Raw genomic sequence first — 25643 nt, 5'->3', positions numbered from 1 at the left:
GAAGGCATAGGACTGTGAGTACTTCTGTCGAGCAGATAGCCGACGCGCTGCGCAAGTCGTTGCTGGAGAACGAGCGGCTGCGCCGGCGGCACGACCAGGTCACCGCCGCGGCGCAGGAGCCGATCGCCATCGTCGGGATGAGCTGCCGCTTCCCCGGCGGGGTCGAGAACGCGGACGACCTGTGGCGGCTGGTGGCCGAGGGCCGGGACGCCGTCACCGGGTTCCCCGAGGACCGGGGCTGGGACCTCGAAGGCGTCTTCGACACCGACGCCTCGCGGTCGGGCAAGACGTACGCCAAGGAGGGCGGGTTCCTGCACGACGCCCCGCTGTTCGACGCGCCGTTCTTCAGCATGAGCCCGCACGAGGCGTCCGCCACCGACCCGCAGCAGCGGATGGTGCTGGAGGCGTCCTGGGAGGCCTTCGAGCACGCCGGGATCGACGTGCACACGCTGCGCGGCAGCCAGACCTCGGTGTTCGTCGGCGTCATGGCCGCCGACTACCACGCGCGGCCCGGCACGGTCGCCGAGGGCGCGGAGGGCTTCCTGGTCGTCGGCACCGACAGCAGCGTCGTGTCGGGGCGGGTGTCGTACAGCCTGGGCCTGGAGGGCCAGGCCATCTCGATCGACACCGCCTGCTCGTCCTCCCTGGTGGCGGTCCACCTGGCGGCCCAGTCGCTGCGGCAGGGCACCTCCACGCTGGCCCTGGCCGGCGGTGTGACGGTGATGTCGACGCCGCGCACGTTCGTCGAGTTCAGCCGCCAGCGCGGCCTCGCGCCCGACGGCCGCTGCAAGTCCTTCGCCGAGGCCGCCGACGGCACCGGCTGGTCGGAGGGCGTGGGCATGCTCGTCCTGGAGCGCCTCTCCGACGCGCGCCGCAACGGGCACCGGGTGCTGGCCGTGGTGCGCGGCTCCGCCCTCAACCAGGACGGCGCCAGCAACGGTCTCACCGCGCCCAACGGCCCCTCCCAGCAGCGCGTCATCCGCGCCGCGCTGGCCAACGCCCGGCTCTCCGCGGCCGAGGTCGACGTGGTGGAGGCGCACGGCACCGGCACCCGCCTCGGCGACCCGATCGAGGCGCAGGCGCTGCTCGCCACCTACGGCCGGGAGCGGCCGGAGGGCCGGCCGCTCTGGCTCGGCTCGATCAAGTCCAACATGGGCCACACCCAGGCGGCGGCGGGCGCCGCGGGCATCATCAAGATGGTCCAGGCGATGCGCCACGGCGTGCTGCCGAAGACCCTGCACGTCGACGCGCCGACCTCCCAGGTGGAGTGGGAGGCGGGCGCCGTCGAGCTGCTGGCCGAGTCCCGGCCGTGGGAGAAGGCGGACGGCGGGCTCCGCCGGGCCGGCATCTCGTCCTTCGGCATCAGCGGCACCAACGCGCACGTGATCATCGAGGAGGCGCCGGCCGAGGAGGACGCCGCCGTCCAGGACGCCCCGGCCCGCGCCGACGCGGGGGCCGCCGGCACCGACGAGCCCCGGGCCTGGACGGCCGACGGCTCCGCCGCGCTGCCGTTCGTGCTCTCCGCCCGGGACGAACCCGCCCTCCGCGCCCAGGCGGAGCGCCTCCTGCACCACCTGGAGGAGGCGGCCGACACCCGCGCCCTGCCGGACACCGCCTCCTCCCTGGCCCTGTCCCGCGCGGCCCTCGAACACCGGGCCGTGCTGACCGCCGCCGACGACGCGGCCCTGCGGGCCGGCCTGCGCGCCCTCGCCGACGGCGAGGAGTCCGCGGCCCTGACCCGCGGCGTGGCGGGCCGGGAGCCCCGTACCGTCCTCGTGCTGCCCGACCACGCCGGCGCCCCCGGCGCCGGGCCCGCCGCCTGGGCGCCGGTCGCCCGCGCGCTGGCCGCCGCCTCCCCGCTCTTCGCCGAGCGGCTGCGGACGGTGGCCGCCGCGCTGCGCACCCACACCGGCTGGGACCTCACCGCGGTGGTCGCGGGAGCCCGGACGGCGCCGACCCCGGACCGCCCCGACGTCGCCCGGGCCGGTGCCTACGCCGTCCAGGTCGCGCTCGCCGCCCTCTGGCGCGCGCACGGCCTGCGCCCCACCGCCGTGATCGGCCACGGCAGCGGCGCGATCGCCGCCGCCCAGCTGGCCGGTGCGCTCGCGCCGGAGGAGGCGGCGCGGCTCGCCGCGGACGCCACCGCCGAGCCGCCGGCCGCCTCCGGCGGCTCGGCCGCCGTCCAGCTCCACCTCACCCGGACGGACGAGGAGTTCGCCCACGCGGTACGGACCCTGGTGGAGAACGGCCACACGCTCTTCGTCGACGCCGGCCCGGCCCCGCTGTCGGCCGACACCGTCCTGGCGGCGGCCACCGCCGACGTCCCCACCGCCGTGATCGCCCCGCCGGGGCAGGGCGCCCCCGTCGAGGACTTCACCCGGGCGCTCGGCCGGGCCCACACCCTGGGAGTCCCGGTGGACTGGCAGGCGTTCCACGCCGGCCGCGGCGCCCGCCGGGTGGACCTGCCGACCTACGCCTTCCAGCACGAGCGCTACTGGCCCGAGTCCGTGGCCGACACCGGCGACCCGGCCGCGCTCGGCCTGGCGGCGGCCGACCACCCGCTGCTCGGCGCCGCCGTCGCCATCGCCGGCGCGGACGAGGCGCTGCTCACCGGGCTGCTCAGCGTGGAGACCCAGCCGTGGCTCGCCGACCACGCCGCGGGCGGCACGGTGCTGCTGCCCGGCACCGCGTTCGTCGAGATGGCGATCCGGGCCGGCGACCAGGTCGGCTACGGCCTGCTGGACGAACTGACCCTGACCGCGCCGCTGGTCCTGCCCCCGCGCGGCGGCGTGCAGCTCCAGGTGTCCGTCGGCGCCCCCGGCGAGGGCGGCGGCCGGCCCGTCCGCATCCACGCCCGCCCCGACGACCGGTCGGCCGACGGCGCCGCGGGCGAGCGCCCCTGGACCGTCCACGCCACCGGCACGCTGCTGCCGGGCCAGGGCGGGCCGTCCTTCGACCTGACCGCCTGGCCGCCGAAGGGCGCCGTCGAGGTCGACGTGTCGGACGCCTACCAGCGGATGACCGAGCAGGGCTACGGCTACGGGCCCGCCTTCCAGGGCCTGCGGGCCGCCTGGCGGCGCGGCGACGACGTCTTCGCCGAGGTCGCCCTGCCCGAGGAGGTCCGGGACCAGGCCCCCCGCTTCGGCCTGCACCCGGCGCTGCTCGACGCGGCCCTGCACGCCGCGGGCCAGGGCGCCGAGGCGCCGGACACCGAGCTGCGCCTGCCCTTCGCCTGGAGCGGCGTGCGCCTGCACGCCACCGGGGCCGCCGCGCTGCGGGTCCGCCTCACGGCCCGGGGCACGGACGCGCTCTCGCTGGAGCTCGCCGACCCGAGCGGCGCGCCCGTCGCCTCCGTCGACTCCCTCGCCGTACGCGTCGTCACTCCCGAGCAGCTCTCCGCCGCCCCGACCGCCGCGCGCGACGCGCTGTTCCGGCTGGACCGGACGCAGCTCGCGGTCGACGCGGGCGTCGTGCGGGAGGGCCGCTGGGTGGCGTTGGGTGCCGGGGTGTCCGGTGTGGAGCCGGTTGCGGACCTCGGGTCCGCGGCGGGTGCGGACGTGGTGGTGCTGCCGGTGGGCGACGGTGACGTGCGGGAGGCCGTCAACCGTGTCCTGGCGACGCTCCAGTCCTGGCTGGCCGACGACCGCTTCGAGGACTCGAAGCTGGTCGTGCTGACGCAGGCCGGTTCGTCGGCCGGCGGCGCCGTGGCCGGTCTGGTGCGCTCCGCGCAGGCGGAGGAGCCCGGCCGGTTCGTCCTGGTCGAGCCGACCGACGCAGACACGTCCCTGCTGCCCGCCGCCGTCGCCTCCGGCGAGCCCGAACTCGCCCTGAGCGACGGCGCGGTCTTCGCTCCGCGCGTGGTCCGCGCCGAGACCGGTACCGGCTCGCCGTTCGACGGCACCGGAACCGTGCTCGTCACCGGCGGCACCGGCGGCCTCGGCGCCGTCATCGCCCGCCACCTGGTCACCGCGCACGGCGTCCGCCACCTCGTCCTGGTCAGCCGCCGCGGCGGCAGTGCCCCCGGCGCGAGCGGCCTGCGCGACGAACTCCTCACCCTGGGCGCCGAATCCGTCCGGCTGGAAGCCGCCGACGTCGCCGAGCGTGAGGCCCTGGCCGCCGTCCTCGACCGCATCGGCGAGGCCCACCCGCTGAGCGCCGTCATCCACACCGCCGGCATCGTCGACGACGGAACCATCACCTCCCTCACGCCGGAGCGGATGGACGCGGTGCTGCGGCCGAAGGCGGACGCCGCCCGGCACCTGCACGAGCTGACCCGGGACCTCGACCTCAAGGCCTTCGTCCTCTTCTCCTCCGTCGCGGGCACGCTGGACGGCGCCGGTCAGGGCAACTACGCCGCGGCCAACGCCTACCTGGACACCCTCGCCCGCCGGCGCCGGTCGGAGGGCCTGCCGGCCCTCTCGCTGGCCTGGGGTCTGTGGGACACCGGCACCGGCATGGGCGGCAACCTCTCCCAGGCCGACGTCGACCGCATCGCCGCGGCGGGCGTCCTCGCGCTCGGCGAGGACGAGGGCGTGGCGCTCTTCGACGCGGCGCTGTCGTCCGACGAGCCGGTGCTGCTTCCGGTCCACTGGGACTTCGCCGCCGTCCGGCGTTCGGCCGAGCCGGTCCCGGCGATGCTGCGCGGCCTGGTCCCCGTGGCCACCCGCCGGGCCGCCGCCGGAGCCGACGCGTCCGACGGCCTGCGCGGCCGGCTGCTCCGCCTGGCGACGGACGAACGGGACGCCTTCCTGCTCGACCTGGTCCGCGCCGAGGTCGCGGGCGTCCTCGGCCACGGCGGCAAGGACGCCGTGGAGCCGCAGCGCGCCTTCAAGGAGCTCGGCTTCGACTCCCTCGCGGCCGTCAGCCTGCGCAACCGGCTCAACCAGGAGACCGGCCTGCGGCTGCCCGCCACGCTCGTCTTCGACTACCCGGCCTCCGACGTCCTGGCCCGCTTCCTGCGGGACGAACTCGTCGGCGCCGAGGAGGAGTCCGGTCCCGAGGCCGGCCCGGCGGTGGTGCTGAACGACGACGAGCCGATCGCGATCGTCGGCATGAGCTGCCGGTTCCCCGGCGACGTCCGTTCGCCCGAGGAGCTGTGGGAGCTGCTGGCCGCCGGCCGCGACGGCATCGGCGGATTCCCCGAGAACCGCGGCTGGGACACCGACGCCATCTACGACCCCGAGCCGGGAAAGCCCGGCAGGACCATCAGCCGCGAGGGCGGCTTCCTCTACGACGCGGCCGACTTCGACGCCGAGTTCTTCGGCATCAGCCCGCGTGAGGCGCTGGCCCTCGACCCGCAGCAGCGGCTGCTGCTGGAGGCGTCCTGGGAGGCCATCGAGCGGGCCGGCGTCGACCCGTCCTCGCTCAAGGGCAGCCGGACCGGTGTCTTCGCCGGCGTGATGTACCACGACTACGCCACCCGGCTCGGCGCCGTCCCCGAGGACGTCAGCGGCTACCTCGGCAACGGCAGCCTGGGCAGCGTGGTCTCCGGCCGGGTCTCCTACAGCCTGGGCCTGGAGGGCCCGGCGGTCTCGGTCGACACCGCCTGCTCCTCCTCGCTGGTGGCCCTGCACTGGGCGATCCAGGCGCTGCGCCGGGGCGAGTGCGACCTCGCGCTGGCGGGCGGCGTCACCGTGATGGCGACCCCGGACACGTTCATCGACTTCACGCGCCAGCGCGGCCTCGCCGCGAACGGCCGGTGCAAGCCGTTCGCCGAGGCGGCCGACGGCACCGGCTGGGGCGAGGGTGTCGGCGTGCTCCTGGTGGAGCGGCTCTCCGCCGCCCGGCGCAACGGCCACCCCGTCCTCGCGGTGGTGCGGGGCTCGGCGGTGAACCAGGACGGTGCGAGCAACGGCCTGACCGCCCCCAACGGCCCGTCGCAGCAGCGGGTGATCCGGGCGGCACTGGCCGACGCGGGCCTGTCCACCGCGGACGTGGACGCCGTCGAGGCGCACGGCACGGGCACCACGCTGGGCGACCCGATCGAGGCGCAGGCGCTGCTCGCGACGTACGGTCAGGGCCGTCCCGAGGGCAGTCCGCTCTGGCTGGGTTCGGTGAAGTCGAACCTGGGCCACACCCAGGCCGCGGCCGGCGTCGCCGGGATCATCAAGATGGTCCAGGCGATGCGCCACGAGGTGCTGCCGAAGACCCTGCACGTGGACGCGCCCTCCTCGCACGTGGACTGGACGGCGGGCGACGTCGAGCTGCTGACGCAGGCGCAGCCGTGGGAACGGAAGGACGGCGTGCCGCGCCGAGCGGGTGTCTCCTCGTTCGGCATCAGCGGGACCAACGCCCACGTGATCCTGGAGGAGGCCCCGGCCGAGGAGGCCGGGGCCGCCGAGGGGCAGTGGCCCGACGGTGCTCCGGTGCCGCTCGCGGTCTCCGGCCGTACCGAGGAGGCGCTGCGGGCCCAGGCCGAGCGGCTCTGGGCGTTCGTCGCCGCCAACCCCTCGCGGCTGCTGGACCTCGGCTACTCCTCCCTGACCTCGCGCACCACGCACGCCCACCGCGCGGTGGTGCTGGGTTCGACGCGGGCGGAGGTGCTGGCGGGCCTGGCCGCGGTGGGCGAGGGCAAGCCCTCGGACCTGGCGGTCAGGGGCCGGACCGGTGGCGGCCGGACGGCGTTCCTGTTCACCGGCCAGGGTGCGCAGCGCGTCGGCATGGGGCGTGAACTCGCCGAGGTGTTCCCGGTGTTCGCGTCCGCGCTGGACGAGGTGTGCGGGCTGCTGGACGCCGAGTTGGGTGTTTCGCTGCGCGGGGTGATCGCGGGCGAGGGTGGCTCGCTGGACGACACGGTGTACACCCAGTCGGCGTTGTTCGCCGTCGAGGTGGCGCTGTACCGCCTGGTCGAGTCGCTCGGCGTCCGGGGGGACTTCCTGGCCGGCCACTCGGTCGGTGAGATCGCGGCCGCGCACGTGGCCGGGGTGCTGTCGCTGGCGGACGCGTGCAAGCTGGTCGCCGCGCGCGGCCGGTTGATGCAGGCGCTGCCGGCCGGCGGCGTGATGGTCGCCGTCCGTGCGTCCGAGGCCGATGTGCTGCCGCTGCTGAAGGGCCACGAGGCCCAGGCGGGCATCGCGGCCGTCAACGGGCCTTCCTCGGTGGTGGTTTCGGGCGCCGAGGCGGCGGTCCGCAAGATCGTGGCGAAGCTGGAGGAGCGCGGTATCGCCTCCGTCCGGCTGACCGTCTCGCACGCGTTCCACTCGCCGCTGATGGAGCCGATGCTGGAGGAGTTCCGGGCCGTGGTCCGGGGCCTTTCCTTCGCCGAGCCCAAGGTCTCCGTGGTCTCCAACGTCACCGGCCGGATCGCCGCCGGCGAGGAGCTGCGCGACCCCGAGTACTGGGTGCGTCACGTCCGCCAGGCCGTGCGCTTCGCCGACGGCGTCCGCGCCCTCGAAGAGGCGGGCGTGACCCGCTTCCTGGAGCTGGGCCCGGACGGGATCCTCACCGGCATGGCCCAGGCCTGCCTGGCCGAGCCCGACGACGCCCTGCTCGTGCCCGCCCTGCGCAAGGGCCGTGACGAGGTCCGCACCTTCCTCGCCGCCGTCGCGGACGCCTACGTCAGCGGCTGGGGGCTCGACGGCGAAGGCCTCTTCCAGGGGTCCGGCGCCCGCCGCACCGACCTGCCGACGTACGCCTTCCAGCACGAGCGCTACTGGCTCGACGCGGCGCCCGCCGCGGTGGACGCCTCCGCCCTGGGCCTGCGCCCCACCGCGCACCCGTTGCTCGGTGCCGCCGTCGAACTCCCCGACTCCGACGGGGTGGTGCTCACCGGCCGGCTCTCCGTGGCCGCGCAGCCCTGGCTCGCCGACCACGCGGTGGCCGGCACCGTCCTGCTGCCGGGCGCCGCGTTCGTGGAGCTGGCCGTCCGGGCCGGTGACCAGGTCGGCTCCGGCCGCCTGGAGGAGCTGACGCTGACCGCCCCGCTGGTCCTGCCCGAACAGGGCGCGGTCCAGGTCCAGGTGGCCGTCGGCGCGCCGGACGAGGACGGGCAGCGGCCGGTCCGCGTGCACGCGCGGCCCGAGGGCGCCGGCCCGGACGGCGAGTGGACCGTTCACGCGAGCGGCGTCCTGCTGCCCGGCGACCAGTCGGCCGAGGAGGGCGCGGACCTGACGGTCTGGCCGCCCGCGGGGGCCGAGGAGCTCCCCGCGGCGGACGCCTACGACGAACTGGCCGGGCAGGGCTACGGCTACGGCCCGGTCTTCCAGGGCCTGCGCAGGGCCTGGCGCAGCGGCGACGACGTCTTCGCGGAGGTGGAGCTGCCCGAGCAGGCCCACACGGACGGTGCGGCCTTCGGCCTGCACCCGGCCCTGCTCGACGCGGCCCTGCACGCCACGCTGCTGCCGGGTGCCGCCGCGGACGACGACGATCCGGCCTCGGGCCCGCGGCTCCCGTTCTCGTGGAACGGCGTGACGCTGTTCTCGGCGGGTGCCACGGCGCTGCGGGTCCGGCTGCGGGTCTCCGGGCCCGAGGTGGTCGCCGTCGACGCCGCCGACCCGTCCGGCGCGCCGGTCGTCTCGGTGCGCTCCCTGGTGGCCCGCGCCGTTCCGGCCGAGCAGCTCGCCCCGGCCGGGGACGCCGCCGGCGCGATGTACCGGATCTCGTGGCGGACGGCCGCCGCCCCCGCCACCGTCCCGGACCTCCGCTGGGCCGTCCTCGGCGCCGGCGAACCCGGTGCCGGGGCGCTCGGTGCCGGGGCCGGGGTCTGGGCCGACGCCGCCGAGCTGGTCCGGGCACTGGACGAGGGCGCCACCGCACCCGAGGTGATCGTCGTGCACGACCCGGCCACCGCTGCCGGCGAGCCGCGGGCCGTCGTCCGTCGCACCGCCGAGCTGCTCGGCCGGCTCCTCGCCGACGACCGGCTCGACGGCGCCCGCCTGGTCGTCCTCACCGGGGGCGCGGTCGCCGCCGCCGCCGGGGACGCCGTGCCGGACCTCGCCCACGCACCGCTGTGGGGCCTGCTGCGCTCGGTCCAGGAGGAGTACCCGGAGCGGCTGACCATCGTCGACGCCGACCCGGCGGACGGCTTCGGGCCGCTGCCCGCGGCCGTGGCCCTCGGCGCACCGGAGGTGGCGGTCCGCGACGGCTCGCTGCTGGTCCCGCGCCTGGTCCGGGCGGAACCGCCGGCGGCCGACGCGGCCACGGGCGACTCCGAGCCGGCCTTCGACCCCGACGGGACGGTGCTGATCACCGGCGGCACCGGCGGCCTGGGCACCGTCCTGGCCCGCCACCTGGTCTCCGGGCACGGCGTGCGGCACCTGCTGCTGCTCAGCCGACGCGGGGAGCGGGCGGCCGGGGTTCCGGCGCTCCGTGACGAACTGCTGGAGCTGGGCGCCAAGAGCGTCACCGTCCGGGCCTGCGACGTCACCGACCGGGCGGCCCTGGCCGAGGCGCTGGACGCCGTCCCCGACGCGCACCCGCTGTCCGGGGTCCTGCACACGGCGGGCGTCCTGGACGACGGCACCTTCGCGTCCCTGACACCGGAGCGCTACGACGCGGTGCTGCGGCCCAAGCTCGACGCCGCCGCCCTCCTGGACGAGCTGACGGCTGCTCACCCGGTCCGCACCTTCGTCCTCTTCTCCTCGCTGGCCGGCACCGTCGGCAGCGCCGGCCAGGCCAACTACGCCGCGGCCAACGCCTACCTGGACGCCCTCGCGCAGCACCGCAGGGCGGCCGGCCGCCCCGCGGTCTCGCTGGCCTGGGGCCTGTGGGAGTCGGGCGACGGCATGGGCGAGGGCCTGGGCGAGACCGACCGGGCGCGGATGTCGCGCTCGGGGGTCACCGCACTCACGGTGGCGGAGGGCCTCGCGCTCTTCGACGCGGCCCTGCGCTCCGACGACGCCGTGCTGCTCCCGGTCCGCCTCGACACGGCCCCGATCCGGGCGCGGGCCGCGGCGGAGGGCGTTCCGCACCTGCTGCGCGAACTGGTCCGGGTGCCGGTGCGGCGCGACCGCCGGGCGGCCGGGAGCGGCCGGCAGGGCGGGGCGGAGGACCTCGTCCAGCGGCTGTCGGCGCTCGACGGGGAGGAGCAGCTCGCACTGCTGCTCACCCTGGTCCGGACGCACGTCGCCGCGGTCCTCGGCCACGCGGGCCCGGAGGCGGTCGACGCCGAACGCGGCTTCTCCGAGCTGGGCTTCGACTCGCTGGCCGCGGTCGAACTCCGCAACCGCCTCGGGTCGGCCTGCGGGGTGCGGCTCCCGTCCACGCTGATCTACGACCAGCCGACCTCGGCCGCCGTCGCCGCGTACCTCCGTGGCGAACTGGTCGGGACGGCCGGCGCGCCCAGCCTGGAGGACGAGCTGGCCCGCCTGGAAGCCGTGCTCGGCGCCGCCACCCCCGACGGCGCCGAGCACTCCCGGATCGCCGCCCGCCTGCGGGCGCTGAGCGCCCGTTGGGCCGACGGTCCGGGGGCCGAGGAGAACGGGACGGAGCCCGCCGCGGAGGCCGCACTCGAAGCAGCCTCCGCCGAGGACCTGTTCGACATCCTCGACAACGAACTGGGCGTCTGACCGGGCGCCCTGCCGACCGAACCACCCGGGGAGAACGCGGGGGCCACCGGCCCCGGCGGGAACCACGAGGACCAGCCTCCCCGAGGCCGGGCCGGGCCGTCGCCCCCCACCGACGGTCCGACCCGGCCGGCCCGTGCCGCCGGAGCCTTCCCCCTGGGCTCCGGCGGCACGGGCCTTTTCACGTACCCGGGTCCGGTTGCCGGGTCGCCCGGGCCCGGTTGCCGGTTGGCGGGCCCGGGGCGGGAGTTCGGCCGGGGGAGGGGGCCGTCGCCGCCGGCCGTCCCCTTTATTCGTCCCCTTCACCCGTCACCTTCCACCCGGCCTTCCCTGACGGGCCGTCGCGGCCGGGACGCTGCACGGCCGGCCACCGCGCTCCACCGGGCGGCCCCACACCGTGCGCCCGCCGACCCGCCCGTCGTAGGGCAGCCCGGAAGCCCCGAGGCCTGGAAGCCCGAGGCCAACTGGCCCTGATGTCCGGAGCCCCGCCCCCGGCCGCCCCGGGGGCCCGCAGCCCCGCAGCCCCCGGAGCACGGGAAGCCCCCGCCCCCGACCTCCCCGCCCCCGGCCACCCCGGCCCCGGACGTCCCGGCCCCCCATAACAAGAAGCGTGTGCCGGACCAGGTTTCCCGGTCCGGCACACGCTTCGGTTGCCGCTGTCGTGCCGTTCACTCACCGCCGTTCGAAGGGGTTCTCCTCACCTCCCCGGCGGTGCCGCGCCCGGCTCAGGTCCGTGGCGCCGTAGGAGTCACCCGTGCCGTAGGAGTCGCCGGCGCCGTAGGTGCTCGGGGCGCCGTACTGGCCGGTGCGGTCCTGGCCGCCGAAGTAGTCCGTCTCCTTCGACGCCCCGTACCCGGCGGACCGGTCCTGGGAGGTGCCGTAGGTGTCGTAGCCGTACGGGTTCTGCGCGCCCTGGAAGGCGTGGACCGGCTGCGGCTCGGGCTCGTGCTGCACCGGGGCCTCGGTGGCCGCCGGCTCGTCGGACTTGGTCGGGATGGTCACCTTGCGCAGCAGCGTGAAGGCCAGCAGGGCCATCAGGACCAGCAGTCCGGCCGCGGTGAACATCGCCGTCTGGAGGCCGTGGGTGAAGGAGGTGCGGGCCGCGTCGGCGAGCGCCTCGCCCAGGTCCTTCGGCATCCGGGTGGTGACGTCGAGGGCGGTGCCGAGCGTGTCGCGGGCCGATGCGAGCGTCGCCGGGGCGACTCCCTCGGGGGCGTTGTCGGCGAGGTCGGCGCGGTACACGGCGGTGCCGACGCTGCCGAGGATGGAGATGCCGAGCGCCCCGCCGAACTCGGTGGCGATCTGGGAGAGGCCGGACACCGTGCCCGCCTTCTCCGGCGGCGCGGTGGAGATGATCATGTCGGAGGAGATGGTCAGGACGAGCGTGATGCCACCGGCCATGCCCGCGGTGCCGGCGACCAGCGCGGCGATGCCGGTGCCGCCGTCGACCTGGCCGAGGATCGTGAAGCCGACCGCACCGATCAGCAGCCCGATGCCGACGACGAACGCGGGTCGCACCTTGCGGACGAGGAGCGGTGCCAGCGAGGCGGCGGTCATCGCGGCGCCGGCCGCGGGGAGGGCGTACAGACCGGCGACGAAGGGCCGCACGCCGGCCACCATCTGGAGGTACTGGGTGGTGAAGAGGCTGGAGCCGACCATCGAGAAGACGCCGAGCGTGTTGGCGGCGATCGAGGCGGTGAAGGCGCGGCTGCGGAAGAGCTTGGTGTCCAGCATGGGCTCGGCGAGCATCCGCTGGCGGCGGAGGAAGACGTAACCGACCGTCAGGCCGATCACGATGGTGGCGATCGGCAGGGCACTCACGCCCTCACCGGCCATGTGCTGCACGCCGTAGATGGTGGGGAGCAGCGCGGCCAGCGAGAGGAACGAGCTGGTGAAGTCGAACTTGCCGGGGTTCGAGTCCTTGGACTCGGGGAGCATGAGCGGCGCGAGCACGACGAGCACCGCCATGACCGGCAGGTTCACCAGGAAGACGGCGCCCCACCAGAACTTCTCCAGGATCGCACCGCCCATGAGCGGTCCGAGCATGGCACCGCCGGCGAACGCCCCGGTCCAGACGGCGATGGCGGTCCGGCGCTGCTCCGCGTTGTGGAACATGTTGCGGATCAGCGAGAGCGTCGAGGGCATCAGCGTCGCGCCACCGACGCCGAGCAGCGCCCGGGTCAGGATGAGCATTTCCGCGCTGCTGGAGTAGGCGCCGAGCGCGGACGCGGTGCCGAAGGCGACCGCACCGAACATCAGCAGCTTCCGCCGGCCGATCCGGTCACCGAGCGTGCCCATCGTGAGCAGCAGCCCGGCCAGCATGAACGGGTAGATGTCGATGATCCACAGCAGCTCCGAGCTGCTCGGTTCCAACGAGCTGCTGATCATGGGCAGCGCGTAGGACAGGACGTGCATGTCAAGGGAGACGAGCAGGACGGGAAGGACGAGGACGGCAAGGCCGATCCACGCCTTCCGGTCGGCACGTTGCGTGTCGGCGTTCATGGTTGAAGCATACGTACGTCCTAGATGCTTGTCTAGTACGCCCGTCTAAGATGTACGAGCGTCTCTGACGAACGTATGTCGCAAACGGCGTTCCGTAGCTACGATGGGGATCGTGGGAAATCGTGAAGATCTGTTGGCTGGTGCCAAGAAATGCCTGCATGAGCGGGGTTACGCCCGGACCACCGCGCGCGACATCGTCGCCGCGTCGGGGGCCAACCTCGCCTCGATCGGGTACCACTTCGGCTCGAAGGAGGCGTTGCTCAGCGAGGCGGTGATCGAATCGTTCGAGGAGTGGGGTACCGAGCTCCGCAGAATCCTCGACGAGGCCACCGATCCCTCGATCGACACGGCCTGGCGGAGCGTCACGGAGTTCTTCGTCTCGCAGCGGCCGATGCTGCTCGCCAGCATCGAGGCGTTCGCCCAGGCCGACCGGGTACCGGGGCTGCGGGAGCAGCTCGCCCGCGCCTACGAGCGGGCCCGGCTCGCCCTGGCGGCGCCGCTCGGGCTGGACGAGATCGGCGAGGGCGACGAGAAGACGATGCGGCTGGTGGGGTCGTTCCACCTGGCGCTGGTCTCGGGCCTGGGCCTCCAGTGGCTGCTCGACCCGGAGGGGGCGCCGAACGGGGACGAGATCGCCCACGCCATGCGGGTGTTCGTCAACGCGGTCGACCATGCCGGGGCCGCCGCGGACGGCGCCCCGACGGAGGGTGGAGTGCCGGCGGCCACGACCGCCGACTGAGCCGGCGCGTCCGGCACCCCCTATGGGGCGTGGGGGGCTAACTCCACCCCTCATAGGGGGCTTTGGCAGGTTCTCGCGACTGCGGGCTCGCCCTAGCCTGGCACTGTTACCGACAGCGGTCGGCCGTGCGTGAGGAGCTACCGCTTCCGAAGGCCGGTTGCCGGGCACCGGCCAGCCAAGAGGAGCTTGCGTTGAGGGAGGACGAGGAGATGTGGACGCGGGTGCGACCCGTGTCCGGCGTGACCGGCTCCGTCGGGGCCGGGGGCACGCTCGAACTGCGCCGGGACGCCACCGGCGCGCGGTGGACCGGAGGGGCCTCCGCGGCGGCGATGTGGATCGCCCTGCAGCAACACGGGTGGCGCCTCGACGCCACCGCGATCGACCTGGGCCGGGCCTGGGGGATGGACCCGTTGCTGGTGCGGGTGGCACTCGGCCGGTGGGTGGACGAGCTCCTGGAGCAGGGCGTGGTCGAGGACGCCAGCGAGCCGTGCCTGCGCAACAACCCGCCCGGCGGCCTGTCCGAGCAGACCTGACGCTTCGCCACCCCTCACCACCCCTTCCGCCCGACCCGCCGTTCACCTGCCGCGCACCCCTTCCCGGGAGGCGGGCCCGGCGTTGCACGGGCCCTTTCCGCCGGACGGCGTGAGAAGGGCGTTTCCCGGGCCCGCGCACCCGTCGGCCGGTGGCCTCCGGGCAGGTGCCCGAGCCGCTCGGGCGGGCCGAGAAAATATGACCGGCTTGTATGCTCCGAACGGGGCTCCTGTGATCGCGGGGGCTCCGGAGGGGGTGCGGGGGCGGTCTCAGGGGGCGTTCGTCGGTCATTACGACCTTCGTATGTGCAACCCGGGGGCACTTCAGGCCGTCTCTCTGTGTGTAGCGCGCCCCTGAGGACGGGCGCCGCGTCCGCCGGTGAAAGGTACACGGATGTCAGGTCAGTGGGGCGAGGGCCCGGCTCGTGGTGACGACGCGCCCGGTGCGCTCACGACCGACGACGGCGGCGGGGTGCCGCAGCCACGGACCGGCGGGCGGGCCGAGGCCCGGCGCGCGGCCCAGGGCAAGGGCGCACCGGGCAAGGGCGGCGAGGCGGCCCCCGAGGCGTCGGCGGCCGGCGGGCGCGCGGCGGCCCGCAACAGCCGCAAGCCCAAGAAGAACGTGAAGAAGATCGTCGCCTGGTCGGCGGCCGGTGTGCTCGTGCTGATAGCCGGTGCGGGCGGCGCGATCTACCTCAAGCTGAACGGCAACATCAAGTCCTTCGACGCGGACGCCATCGCCACCGACCGCCCGCCGGAGGCCCAGGCCGACGCGGACGGCAACAAGCCGGTCAACGTGCTGCTGATCGGCTCCGACAGCCGGGGCAAGAACAACTCCGACCTCGGTGGCGGCGAGGACGGCGGCGCCCGCTCGGACACCACGATCCTGCTGCACGTCTACGCCGACCACAAGCACGCCGTCGGCATCTCGATCCCGCGCAACGCCAAAGTGGCGATCCCGTCCTGCAAGCTGCCGAACGGCAAGTGGAGCAAGGGGACGTCCAGCGACCTCTTCAACGCGGCGTTCTCCACCGGCGGGACCGACGACGGCAACCCGGCCTGCACCCAGAACACCGTCGAGAAGCTCACCGGCATCCGGGTCGACCACACCATCGTGGTGGACTTCCAGGGCTTCTCCGCGATGACCTCGGCGGTCCACGGGGTGGACATCTGCCTGCCGAAGCCGATCTACGAGGGCGAGATCAACCCCAAGCTCGGCAGGAAGGGCAATGTCGTCCTGCCGCAGGGCAAGCAGAAGGTGGAGGGCCAGAAGGCGCTCGACTACGTGCGGCTGCGCCACGGCATCGGCGACGGCTCCGACATCGGCCGGATGAAGCGCCAGCAGGCCTTCCTCGGCTCGCTCGCCTCCAACATCAAGGGCCAGGGCCTCAACCCCACCACCCTGCTGCCGCTCGCGGACGCCGCCACCAAGTCGATGGTCGTCGACCCCGGTCTCAGCTCCGCCGACAAGCTGCTCTCCTTCGGCCTCTCGCTGAAGAACATCGACATGCACGACCTCAAGTTCGTGACGGTGCCCTGGCGCTACCGCACCCAGGACCAGGACCTCGACATCATCGAGTCCGACGCCAAGAAGCTCTGGGACACGATCAAGGCCGACCGGACCCTCGACGGCCAGAACGCCACCGGCGAGCAGCCGGCCGAGGCCACCGCGTCCGCCGCGCCGAGCGCGCCGGCCGCGACCACCACGGCGGCGCCCGCCCCCGACGCCGGCAACTCCGCCGTCAAGGTGGCCGTCTACAACGGGACCACCACCTCCGGGATGGACGGCAAGGCGGCCGAGCTGCTCAAGGGGGCCAAGTTCAACGCCACCAAGGCGGGCCCCGCGGCCAGCACCAAGCACGCGAAGACGGTCGTCGAGTACGGCTCCGGCCAGAAGGCCAACGCCGACAAGGTCGCCGAGCTCTTCCCCGGCGCGACCGTCGAGGCCGGCTCCTCGCCGGGCGTCATCGTGGTCGTCGGCAAGGACTTCGCGGCCGCCAACGGCGGCGGCGCGGCCTCCGCGGCCGGCTCGGCCGCCGCCGGCGCGCCGTCCACCCCGGCGGCGCCGGTCCCGCTGCCCACCAGCGTCACCGAGAACACCCGCTCGGCGGACGACGACATCTGCGCCGGCACCACCTACGGGAGCGGTGGATAACGCACGGTAGCGGCCGGCCCGGCCGCGCCGGGGCCCGGGATGTGCCGATCCCGGGCCCTGTGCCATGGTGGCCGGAGGGGGACCGATCGGGGGGCGCAGGCCCGAAAGGCGGACCCCATGGCCGAGATCGCCCTGCAGCTCGACATCGCCGCACCCCGCGACGTCGTCCTCGCCGCGCTCAACACCCACGACGGGCTGGCCGGCTGGTGGACCACCGAGGTGGCCCGCGAGGGGGACGTGCTGCTCTTCGACTTCCCCGGCGTCCCGGAGCCGTTCCGGCTGCGCCGCGAGCGGGCCGACCGGGACCGGGTGGTCTGGACGAACGTCGGCACCTTCCCCCCGCACTGGGCCGGCACCTGGATCAGCTGGGACCTCGCCGGGCAGCCCGAGGCGCCCGAGCGCACCCGGCTGCTGTTCCGCCACGGCGGGTGGCAGCCCGGCACCGAGGACGGCGTTCCGATGGTGGCCGGCACATGGGCCGAGCTGCTGGTCCGGCTCAAGGACTACGCCCAGAGCGGCAAGATCCAGCCGTACTTCGTGAAGCCGACGCCGCACGACTCCTAAGGTCCGTCCCGGCCCGCGGGCGTCCGTCACCCGCCCGTCGCCCGGCGGGCGCCGTCCGGTGGCGGGAAGACGGGGGCGCGGCGATGGTGGGCGGTGTACCGCCGACCGGCCGTACCTCCGCCGTACCCGCGCGGCCCCCGCCGGGGCCGCTGCCGGGACCGGACGTGCGCCCGGCCCGCCCCGGCGGTGGACGACCGCTCCTGGAGGCCCAGCAATGCCCGCAGTGAACGCTCCGTACAAGCCCGGCACCCCGTGCTGGGTCGACCTGATGGCGAGCGACCAGCAGGCCGCGATCGACTTCTACCGTGACCTCTTCGGCTGGCAGGGCGAGATCGGCCCGCCCGAGTTCGGCGGCTACGCCATGTGCCTGCTGAACGGCAAGCCGGTCGCAGGGATCATGGCGCAGGCGGCCCCCGAGGGCCAGCCCGTCCCGCCGGTCGGCTGGACCACCTACCTGGCCTCGGACGACGCCGACGCCACCGGCCGGGCGATCGCCGAGAGCGGCGGCACGATCCTCTACCCGGTGATGGACGTCGGCACCGTCGGCCGGATGCTGGTCGCCGCCGACCCGGCCGGTGCGGTGTTCGGCGTCTGGCAGAAGGTCGACTTCATCGGCGCCGGCGTCGTCAACGAGCCGGGCTCGCTGGTCTGGAGCGAGCTCAACACCACCGACCCCGACGCGGTCGGGACGTTCTACCAGCGGGCGCTGGGCCTGCGCGCGGCGACGATGGAGGGCGCGGAGGGCTACTACTCGCTCAGCGTCGACGACCGGGCGGTGGCCGGCATGCAGAAGGTGGCCGACTACCTCGCGCCCGGCACGCCCCCGCACTGGATGACCTACTTCTCGGTGGACGACACCGACTCCACCGTGGACGCCCTGGTCAAGGCCGGCGGCTCGGTGATCCAGCCGCCGTTCGACATGCCGGCCGGCCGGATGGCGGTCGTCACCGACCCGCAGGGCGCCGTCTTCGCACTGATCGCCTCGCCCGGCACGCCGTAGCGCGCCACCGTCCCCGGAGCCGTCCGGCCCGGCCCGGGAAGCCGCCCGATCCCGCGACGCGCCGCGGGGAATGGGCGGCTTCCCCGTGTCTGCGGGTGAGACTGCACCCATGCTGGGGCTACCGGACGACATCCGCGCTTTCCTCTTCGACCTCGACGGGGTGCTCACCCAGACCGCCAAGGTGCACGCCGCGGCCTGGAAGGACACCTTCGACGCCTTCCTGCGCACCGAATCGGCCCGCACCGGTGGGCAGTTCGTCCCCTTCGACGCCGTCGACGACTACGACGTCTACGTCGACGGCCGCCCGCGACTCGACGGCACCCGCGCCTTCCTGGGCAGCCGCGGCATCGACCTGCCCGAGGGCACCGACGCCGACCCGCCCGGCGCCCGCACCGTGCACGGGATCAGCCTGGCCAAGAACGACACCGTGCTGCGGATGATCCGCGAGCAGGGCGTCCAGCCGTACGAGGGCTCGGTCGCGTACGTGCACCGGCTGCGGGAGCTCGGGCTGCCCAGCGCGGTGGTCTCCTCCAGCGCCAACTGCCGGGACGTGCTGCGCGCCGCCGGCATCGAGGAACTGTTCGACGTGATCGTGGACGGCGTGGTCGCCCGGCGCGAGGGCCTGCCCGGCAAGCCCGCGCCCGACACCTACCTGGCCGCCGCCCGGGCGCTGGGCGTCGAACCCGCGCACGCCGCCGTCTTCGAGGACGCGCTCGCCGGGGTCGCCTCCGGCCGGGCCGGAGGCTTCGGCGCCGTGGTGGGCGTGAACCGCACCGGCCAGGCCGACGAACTGCGCCGCGACGGCGCCACCGTGGTCGTCGACGACCTCGCCGACCTGCTGGAGGAGGGAACGGCATGACCAGCCTGGACAACTTCAGCGTCGACCCCTGGCAGATCGCCGAACAGGGCCTCGACCTGACCTCGATGGCCCGCGCCGAGTCCGTCTTCGCGCTCTCCAACGGCCACATCGGCCTGCGCGCCAACCTCGACGAGGGCGAGCCGCACGGGCTGCCCGGCACCTACCTCAACGGCGTGTTCGAGCTGCGCCCGCTGCCGTACGGCGAGGGCGGCTACGGCTACCCGGAGTCCAGCCAGAGCGTCATCAACGTGACCAACGGTAAGATCATCCGCCTGTTGGTGGACGACGAGCCCTTCGACCTGCGCTACGGCGAACTGATCAGCCACCGGCGCTGGTTGGACTTCCGTGACGGGCTGCTGCGGCGCGAGGCGGAGTGGACCTCCCCGGCCGGGCGGACGATCAGGGTGTGCTCGACCCGGCTGGTCTCGCTCACCCAGCGGGCCATCGCCGCCGTCGAGTACACCGTGGAGGCGGTGGACGGGCCGGTGCGGATCGTCCTCCAGTCGGAGCTGGTCGCCAACGAGCAGCTGCCCGGCGGCCCCGAGGGCGACCCGCGGGCGGCCGCCGTGCTGGAGGCCCCGCTCCTCGCCGAGGTGCACCACGCCGGCGGCAGCAAGGCCGTCCTGGTGCACCGCACCCGGTACAGCGGCATCCGGGTGGCCGCCGGGATGGACCACGTCATCGAGGGTCCGGAGCGGCTGGACACCGTCGCCGAGGCCGAGGCCGACCACTGCCGGATCAGCGTCACCACCGTGCTCGAACCCGGCGTGCGGCTGCGGCTGGTCAAGTTCATGTCCTACGGCTGGTCCGCGACCCGCTCACTGCCCGCCGTCCGGGACCAGGTCGAGGCCGCGCTGACCGCCGCCCGGTACACCGGCTGGGACGGCCTGGTGGCCGAACAGGCCGGGTTCCTCAAGGAGTTCTGGGAGACCAGCGACGTCGAGATCGAGGGCGACGTCGAACTCCAGCAGGCTGTTCGGTTCGCCGTCTTCCACGTGCTCCAGGGGGGCGCCCGGAGTGAGGAACGGGCCATCCCCGCCAAGGGGTTGACCGGTCCCGGGTACGACGGGCACAGCTTCTGGGACACCGAGACCTACGTCCTTCCCGTGCTCACCTACTGCCTGCCCTCCGCCGTCAACCAGGCACTGCGCTGGCGCCACACCACGCTCCCGCTCGCCCGCGAGCGGGCCGGTCAACTCGGGCTCGCCGGAGCGGTGTTCCCGTGGCGGACGATCCGCGGCGAGGAGTGCTCCGGCTACTGGCCGGCCGGCACCGCGGCGTTCCACATCGGCGCCGACATCGCCGCCGCCGTCGCCCGCTACGTCCGGGCCACCGGCGACGTCGAGTTCGAGCGCGAGTACGGGCTGGCGCTGCTGGTCGAGACCGCCCGGATGTGGCGCTCGCTCGGCCACCACGACGCCGTCGGCAAGTTCCGCATCGAGGGCGTCACCGGGCCGGACGAGTACAGCGCCGTCGCCGACAACAACGTCTTCACCAACCTGATGGCGCAGAGCAACCTGCGCGCCGCCGCCGAGGCCGCCGGCCGGCACCCGCGCGAGGCCACCGCCCTCGGCGTCGACACCGAGGAGACCGCCGCCTGGCGGGACGCCGCCACCGCGATGTTCGTCCCCTACGACGAGAACCTCGGCGTCCACCCGCAGGCCGACGGCTTCACCGACCACCAGCTCTGGGACTTCGAGCGCACCCCGCCGGAGAACTACCCGTTGCTGCTCCACTACCCGTACTTCGACCTGTACCGGAAGCAGGTGGTCAAGCAGGCCGACCTGGTGCTCGCCATGCAGGTCCGCGGGGACGCCTTCACCGACGAGCAGAAGGCCCGCAACTTCGCCTACTACGAGCGGCTGACCGTCCGCGACTCCTCGCTCTCGGCCTGCACCCAGGCGGTGATCGCCGCCGAGGTGGGCCAGCTGGACCTCGCGTACGACTACACCGCCGAAGCGGCCCTGATGGACCTGCACGACCTCGGCGGCAACACCAGCGACGGCCTGCACATGGCCTCGCTCGCCGGCGCCTGCATCGCCCTGGTGGCCGGGTTCGGCGGGCTCCGCGACCAGGGCGAGACGCTCTCCTTCCGGCCCCGGCTGCCGTCCGGACTGATGAAGCTCGGCTTCTCGCTGATGGTGCGCGGCCAGCTGCTCGGCGTCCGGATCACCCACGACGGGACGACGTACACGCTGCGCCGCGGCGATGTGATCCACCTGCGGCACGACGGCGAGGCGGTCCAGGTGAAGGCGGGCCGGCCGGTCACCCTTCCGACCACCGTGCCGCCCGTCCAGGAGCGGTGCAGCCAGCCCCCGGGCCGCGAGCCCGCCCGCCGTCAGCCCCAGGCCGGCGTGGCCGCGGGCACCCTGGGCACGGGCCCGGGCACGGAGCACCTCGCGGCGGAGTAGCGGCCAGGCGCCCCCAGGCCCCGGGGGCGCCGCGTCCGCCGACCACTCCTTCGGCCGGCCGTCACCCCTTCGGCCGGTCCCCGCATGCGCCGCCCTCCCGCGCGCAGGAGGGTGCTGGTGTCCTGTGGCAACCGGCGGCCGGTGAAGGAGTGCCCCCCGTGGTGAGTGTGGCCGAGCAGATGGTCGAGGTGCTCCGGCAGGCCGGGGTGGAGCGGGTGTACGGGGTGGTCGGTGACAGCCTCAACCCGGTCGTGGACGCGATCCGCCGGGCCGACGGGATCAGCTGGGTGCACGTCCGCAACGAGGAGGCCGGGGCCTTCGCCGCGGCCGCCGAGGCCGAGCTCAGCGGCCGCCTGGCGGTCTGCGCGGGCTCCTGCGGCCCCGGCAACACGCACCTGATCCAGGGGCTGTACGACGCCCAGCGCAGCGGCCTGCCGGTGCTCGCACTGGCCTCGCACATCCCGTCCGCGCAGATCGGCACCGGCTTCTTCCAGGAGACCCACCCCGAGCGGGTGTTCACCGACTGCAGCAGCTGGTGCGAGACGGTCTCCACCCCGGCCCAGATGCCCCGCCTGGTCCGGGTGGCGATCCAGCACGCGCTGGGCGCCAGGGGCGTCTCCGTGCTCGCCTTCCCGGGCGACGTCGCCGCGCTGGGCGCCGACGGGCCGACCGGCACCAGCCACTTCCTCACCGAGCAGGCGGTCGCCGCGCCGCCCTGGTCCCAGGTGCAGGCGCTCGCCCGGGCGCTCAACGAGGCCCGCACGGTGGCCCTGTTCTGCGGTGCGGGTGTGCGCGGGGCACATGCGGAGGTGCTGGAGGTCGCGCAGGCCCTGCACGCGCCGGTCGGGCACTCCCTGCGCGGCAAGGAGTGGATCCAGTACGACAACCCGTACGACGTCGGCATGAGCGGCCTGCTGGGCTACGGCGCCTGCCACGAGGCGCTCTTCGCGGCCGACGTGGTGCTGCTGCTCGGCACCGACTTCCCGTACGACTCCTTCCTGCCGCAGGCCCGCACGATCCAGGTGGACCACGACGCCACCCGGCTCGGCCGCCGCACCCCCCTCGAACTCGCCGTGCACGGCGACGTCTCGGCCACCCTGCGCGCCGTCCTGCCGCTGCTGGAGCCGAAGGACCCGCACGACCGGGCGTTCCTGGACGAGATGCTGAACAAGCACTGCCGGGCCCTGGAGGACGTGGTCGGCGCCTACACCCGGGACATCGAGAAGCACCTGCCGATCCACCCCGAGTACGTGGCCTCGGTGCTGGACGAGGTGGCCGCCGACGACGCGGTGTTCACCGTGGACACCGGCATGAACAACGTCTGGGCCGCGCGCTACCTCCAGCCGAACGGCCGCCGCCGGGTGGTCGGCTCGTTCCTGCACGGCTCGATGGCCAACGCGCTGCCGCACGCGATCGGTGCCCAACTGGCCTGCCCTGGGCGGCAGGTGGTGGCGATGGCGGGTGACGGCGGGCTGTCGATGCTGCTCGGCGAACTGCTCACGGTCGCGAAGCACCGGCTCCCGGTGAAGACGGTGGTGTTCAACAACGGCGCGCTCGGCATGATCAAGCTGGAGATGCTGGTCTCCGGCTACCCGGAGTCGGAGATCGACAACGGCGACGTGGACTACGCCGGGATCGCCCGGGCGATGGGCGTCCCGGCGAAGCGGGTCACCGATCCGGCGCGGGTGCGGGAGGTGCTGGCGGAGGCGCTGGAGCGGCCCGGTCCGGCGCTGGTGGACGTGGTCACCGACCCGAACGCGCTCTCGATCCCGCCGCACATCACCGCGGCCCAGCTGAAGGGTTTCGCCCTGGCGGCGGGGCGGACGGTGCTCTCGGGCGGGGTCGGGCGCATGATCGACCTGGCCCGGAGCAACCTGCGGCACATCCCCCGGCCGTGAGCCCCTGCGGGCAGTTTGCCTCTGAGGCAAATTTCTTGCCCCTGCGGCACGTGGGGTGTCCACTGGTCACATGACCACCAGCCCACCCGGCCCCTCCGCCACCGGCGACCAGCTCGACGACCAGGAGGTCGCCGGCCTCGCCGCGAGGCTGCGCGAGCACCGGCTCGGCAGCCGCCTCACGCTGGAGGTCGCCGCCGCCCGGGTCGGTCTCTCCCCAGCCTATCTGTCCCGGCTGGAGACCGGCCGCCGGCAGCCCTCGCTGCCCGTCCTGCTGGGCCTCGCCCGCGCCTACGGCACCTCCGTCTCCGGCCTCCTCGGCGAGGCCATGGTGGAGCCGGACCCGGTGGTGCGCGGCGGCGCGATCGAACCCGGCCGCGCGGGCGGCTGGGGCTACCGCCGGGCCGGTGCACCCGGACGGGCGATGCAGGCACTGCGCGTGCACGTTCCCCCGGGAGTGCAGGACGCGGTGGTCCGGGTCCACCCGGGCGAGGAGTGGCTCTACGTCCTCCAGGGCCGGCTGAGGCTGACCCTCGGCGACCGCGTCCACCTCCTCGCGGAGGGCGACTCCGCGCACTTCGACTCGCTCACCCCGCACTGCATCGCCGCCGACTCGGCGGACGGGGTGGAGCTGCTCTTCGTCCACACCCTGCTGCAGAGCCCCGGTGGCGAACTCTGTCTCGGCGGCGGCCCTGCCGCACCCCACTGACCGCACGTCAGAACTCCCGGAGGAGATCTCCCATGGCTGATCCCGCCACCATCCCCGCCACCATCCCCGCGGCCGTTCCCGGCGCCTCCGGCGAGGCCCGTGCCGCCGACGCCCCGAAGACCATCGACGCCGGCAAGTGGGCCAACCGCCGGGTCGGCATCCGGGTGCTGATCTACATGGTCGCCACCCACGGCTTCGCGGGCTTCATCATGCTGCTCTTCGAGCTGGGCAACCGCAACAAGTAGCCCTTCCGGCAGGCCTGTTCGGGCCCCGCTGGACGCCGCCCGCGGCCCGTCACCGCTCCCGCAGCAGCTCGCAGAGCGCGTCCAGGGCGGCGGGGAAGGTGCGGTCGGGCGGGGTCCCGTAGCCGACCACGAGGGCGGGCGGGGCGTCCGGGGCGAGACCGGGCTCCGCGAGGTGCCAGGTGAGGCCGCTGAGGACCAGTCCGGCCGCCTCCGCGCGGGCCAGCAGCTCCGCCTCCGGCGGTGCGCCGGGCGGTAGTTGCAGCACGGCGTGCAGGCCCGCGGCGATGCCCGTCACCCGGACGTGCGGGGCCCGTTCGGCGAGCGCCTCGACGAGCCGGTCGCGGCGGCGGCGGTAGTGCAGCCGGGAGCGGCGCACGTGCCGGTCGTAGGTGCCGGAGGTGATCAGCTCGGCGAGCGTGAGCTGGTCGAGCACCGGTGACATGGTGTCGGCCAGCTGCTTCAGCCGGGCCACCGGCTCGACCAGTGCGTCCGGCAGCGCCAGCCAGGCCAGTCGCAGACCGGGGGCGAGGCTCTTGGCGGCGGTGCCCGCGTACACCACCCGCTCGGGGTCGAGCGCCTGCATCGCGCCCAGCGGCTGGCGGTCGTAGCGGAACTCGCCGTCGTAGTCGTCCTCGATCACGTACGCGTCGTGCTCGCGCGCCCAGGTGACGGCGGCGGCCCGGCGTTCGGCGGCCAGCGCCACCCCGGTCGGGTACTGGTGGGCGGGAGTGAGCAGCACGGCCGCGTCCCGCCGCCCGTGCAGCAGGTCGGTGCGGGCGCCGGACCCGTCCAACGGCAGCGGGGCGGGGGTGAGTCCGGCGGCCCGGACGATCTCGCGCTGCGGCGGCAGTCCGTAGCCCTCGACGGCCAGCGAGCGGGCACGGGCTCCGCGCAGGGCGCCGCAGAGCAGGCCGAGCCCCTGCGAGAACCCGGCGCAGACCAGCAGGTGGTCGGGGTCGGTGCGGACCCCGCGCACCCGGGCCAGGTAGTCGGTGAGCGCCTGTCGCAGCTCGATCCGCCCCAGCGGGTCGCCGTAGTCGAACGCCTCGTGCGGCGCGGTGGCGAGCGCACGCCGGGCGGCGGACAGCCAGGCGCTGCGCGGGAAGAGCGAGACGTCCGGCCGTCCCGGCATCAGGTCGTACCGGCCGGTGCGGCGGCCGCGCGGCTGCCCGGCCGCCCGCCGGGCCGGGCGCGGCGTCGTCCGCTCGGCCACCGTGGTGCCGGAGCCCTGCCGCGAGGTGAGCCACCCCTCGGCGGTGAGCTGCCCGTACGCCTCGACCACGGTGTTGCGGGCGATCCCGAGGTCCTCGCCGAGTGCGCGGGAGGACGGAAGCCTCGTCCCGGGCGCCAGCCGGCCGTCCTGCACCGCCTCCCGCAGTGCGTCCTCCAGCGCCGCCCGGACCCCGGCGCCGGCGGCCCGGCGTCCGGTGAGGTCCAGGTGCAGGTCGCCGCCGAAGGCGGTCCACGCGGTGGTGCGGGTGCTGGCCCGGGAGGGGGTCATGGGCTGAGGGCCGTTCCGTGCGTTCCGTTGC

12 protein-coding genes and 1 pseudogene are annotated in these 25643 nt (G+C 74.8%); 11 read left to right on the top strand and 2 right to left on the bottom strand.

What is annotated here, in order from left to right; all coding sequences use genetic code 11:
* Positions 1-35 precede the first annotated feature (35 nt).
* A pseudogene (locus J5Y04_RS20480) lies at positions 36-10505 on the top strand (SDR family NAD(P)-dependent oxidoreductase); the annotation flags it as partial.
* 669 nt (positions 10506-11174) lie between these two features.
* On the opposite strand, the gene J5Y04_RS20475 reads toward J5Y04_RS20480, so the two are convergent.
* Complete coding sequence (locus J5Y04_RS20475) at positions 11175-13004, bottom strand: MFS transporter (RefSeq protein WP_209413529.1); 1830 nt, start codon at positions 13002-13004, stop codon at positions 11175-11177.
* Positions 13005-13116: 112 nt separating this feature from the next.
* Between J5Y04_RS20475 and J5Y04_RS20470 the strand changes: the two genes are divergently transcribed.
* From J5Y04_RS20470 to J5Y04_RS20425, 10 genes are all read left to right on the top strand, one after another.
* Positions 13117-13743, top strand: a complete 627-nt coding sequence (locus tag J5Y04_RS20470; protein ID WP_209413528.1) for a TetR/AcrR family transcriptional regulator — start codon at positions 13117-13119, stop codon at positions 13741-13743.
* Positions 13744-13934: 191 nt separating this feature from the next.
* Positions 13935-14276, top strand: a complete 342-nt coding sequence (locus J5Y04_RS20465) for a PqqD family protein (RefSeq protein ID WP_209413527.1) — start codon at positions 13935-13937, stop codon at positions 14274-14276.
* A 391-nt stretch (positions 14277-14667) separates the two neighbouring features.
* Positions 14668-16428, top strand: a complete 1761-nt coding sequence (locus J5Y04_RS20460; RefSeq protein ID WP_209413526.1) for an LCP family protein — start codon at positions 14668-14670, stop codon at positions 16426-16428.
* Positions 16429-16545: 117 nt separating this feature from the next.
* The gene (locus J5Y04_RS20455; protein WP_209413525.1) at positions 16546-16992 is read left to right on the top strand and encodes an SRPBCC domain-containing protein; all 447 of its coding nucleotides are present in this window, start codon (positions 16546-16548) and stop codon (positions 16990-16992) included.
* A 214-nt stretch (positions 16993-17206) separates the two neighbouring features.
* A complete protein-coding gene (locus J5Y04_RS20450; RefSeq protein ID WP_209413524.1) occupies positions 17207-17992 on the top strand; it encodes a VOC family protein in 786 nt (261 codons plus the stop codon).
* Between the two features lie 109 nt (positions 17993-18101).
* Positions 18102-18851, top strand: a complete 750-nt coding sequence (locus J5Y04_RS20445) for an HAD family phosphatase (protein ID WP_209413523.1) — start codon at positions 18102-18104, stop codon at positions 18849-18851.
* Complete coding sequence (locus J5Y04_RS20440; RefSeq protein ID WP_209413522.1) at positions 18848-21262, top strand: glycoside hydrolase family 65 protein; 2415 nt, start codon at positions 18848-18850, stop codon at positions 21260-21262. Before J5Y04_RS20445 ends, J5Y04_RS20440 begins: the two co-directional genes overlap by 4 nt.
* Positions 21263-21441: 179 nt before the next feature.
* On the top strand, positions 21442-23160 hold the full coding sequence (locus tag J5Y04_RS20435; RefSeq protein ID WP_209413618.1) for a pyruvate dehydrogenase: 1719 nt from the start codon (positions 21442-21444) through the stop codon (positions 23158-23160).
* A gap of 70 nt (positions 23161-23230) precedes the next feature.
* Positions 23231-23866, top strand: a complete 636-nt coding sequence (locus J5Y04_RS20430) for a helix-turn-helix domain-containing protein (protein ID WP_209413521.1) — start codon at positions 23231-23233, stop codon at positions 23864-23866.
* 32 nt (positions 23867-23898) lie between these two features.
* The gene (locus J5Y04_RS20425) at positions 23899-24111 is read left to right on the top strand and encodes a DUF6126 family protein (protein ID WP_245205123.1); all 213 of its coding nucleotides are present in this window, start codon (positions 23899-23901) and stop codon (positions 24109-24111) included.
* 49 nt (positions 24112-24160) lie between these two features.
* Here the strand turns inward: J5Y04_RS20425 and J5Y04_RS20420 are convergent, their stop codons facing one another.
* Complete coding sequence (locus J5Y04_RS20420) at positions 24161-25612, bottom strand: PLP-dependent aminotransferase family protein (protein ID WP_209413520.1); 1452 nt, start codon at positions 25610-25612, stop codon at positions 24161-24163.
* Between the last annotated feature and the right edge of the window lie 31 nt (positions 25613-25643).

Source organism: Kitasatospora sp. RG8 (genome assembly GCF_017813315.1).
In the GTDB taxonomy this organism is placed as follows: domain Bacteria; phylum Actinomycetota; class Actinomycetes; order Streptomycetales; family Streptomycetaceae; genus Kitasatospora.
The sequence above is the reverse complement of the archived record's forward strand: the minus strand, read 5'-3'. Positions and strand labels throughout refer to the sequence as shown.

Coding starts and splice junctions, on each gene's coding strand:
- J5Y04_RS20460 (WP_209413526.1), top strand. CDS start 14,668: ATGTCAGGTCAGTGGGGCGAGGGCCCGGCTCGTGGTGACGACGCGCCC.
- J5Y04_RS20425 (WP_245205123.1), top strand. CDS start 23,899: ATGGCTGATCCCGCCACCATCCCCGCCACCATCCCCGCGGCCGTTCCC.
- J5Y04_RS20420 (WP_209413520.1), bottom strand. CDS start 25,612: ATGACCCCCTCCCGGGCCAGCACCCGCACCACCGCGTGGACCGCCTTC.
- J5Y04_RS20435 (WP_209413618.1), top strand. CDS start 21,442: ATGGTCGAGGTGCTCCGGCAGGCCGGGGTGGAGCGGGTGTACGGGGTG.
- J5Y04_RS20450 (WP_209413524.1), top strand. CDS start 17,207: ATGCCCGCAGTGAACGCTCCGTACAAGCCCGGCACCCCGTGCTGGGTC.
- J5Y04_RS20445 (WP_209413523.1), top strand. CDS start 18,102: ATGCTGGGGCTACCGGACGACATCCGCGCTTTCCTCTTCGACCTCGAC.
- J5Y04_RS20475 (WP_209413529.1), bottom strand. CDS start 13,004: ATGAACGCCGACACGCAACGTGCCGACCGGAAGGCGTGGATCGGCCTT.
- J5Y04_RS20455 (WP_209413525.1), top strand. CDS start 16,546: ATGGCCGAGATCGCCCTGCAGCTCGACATCGCCGCACCCCGCGACGTC.
- J5Y04_RS20440 (WP_209413522.1), top strand. CDS start 18,848: ATGACCAGCCTGGACAACTTCAGCGTCGACCCCTGGCAGATCGCCGAA.
- J5Y04_RS20430 (WP_209413521.1), top strand. CDS start 23,231: ATGACCACCAGCCCACCCGGCCCCTCCGCCACCGGCGACCAGCTCGAC.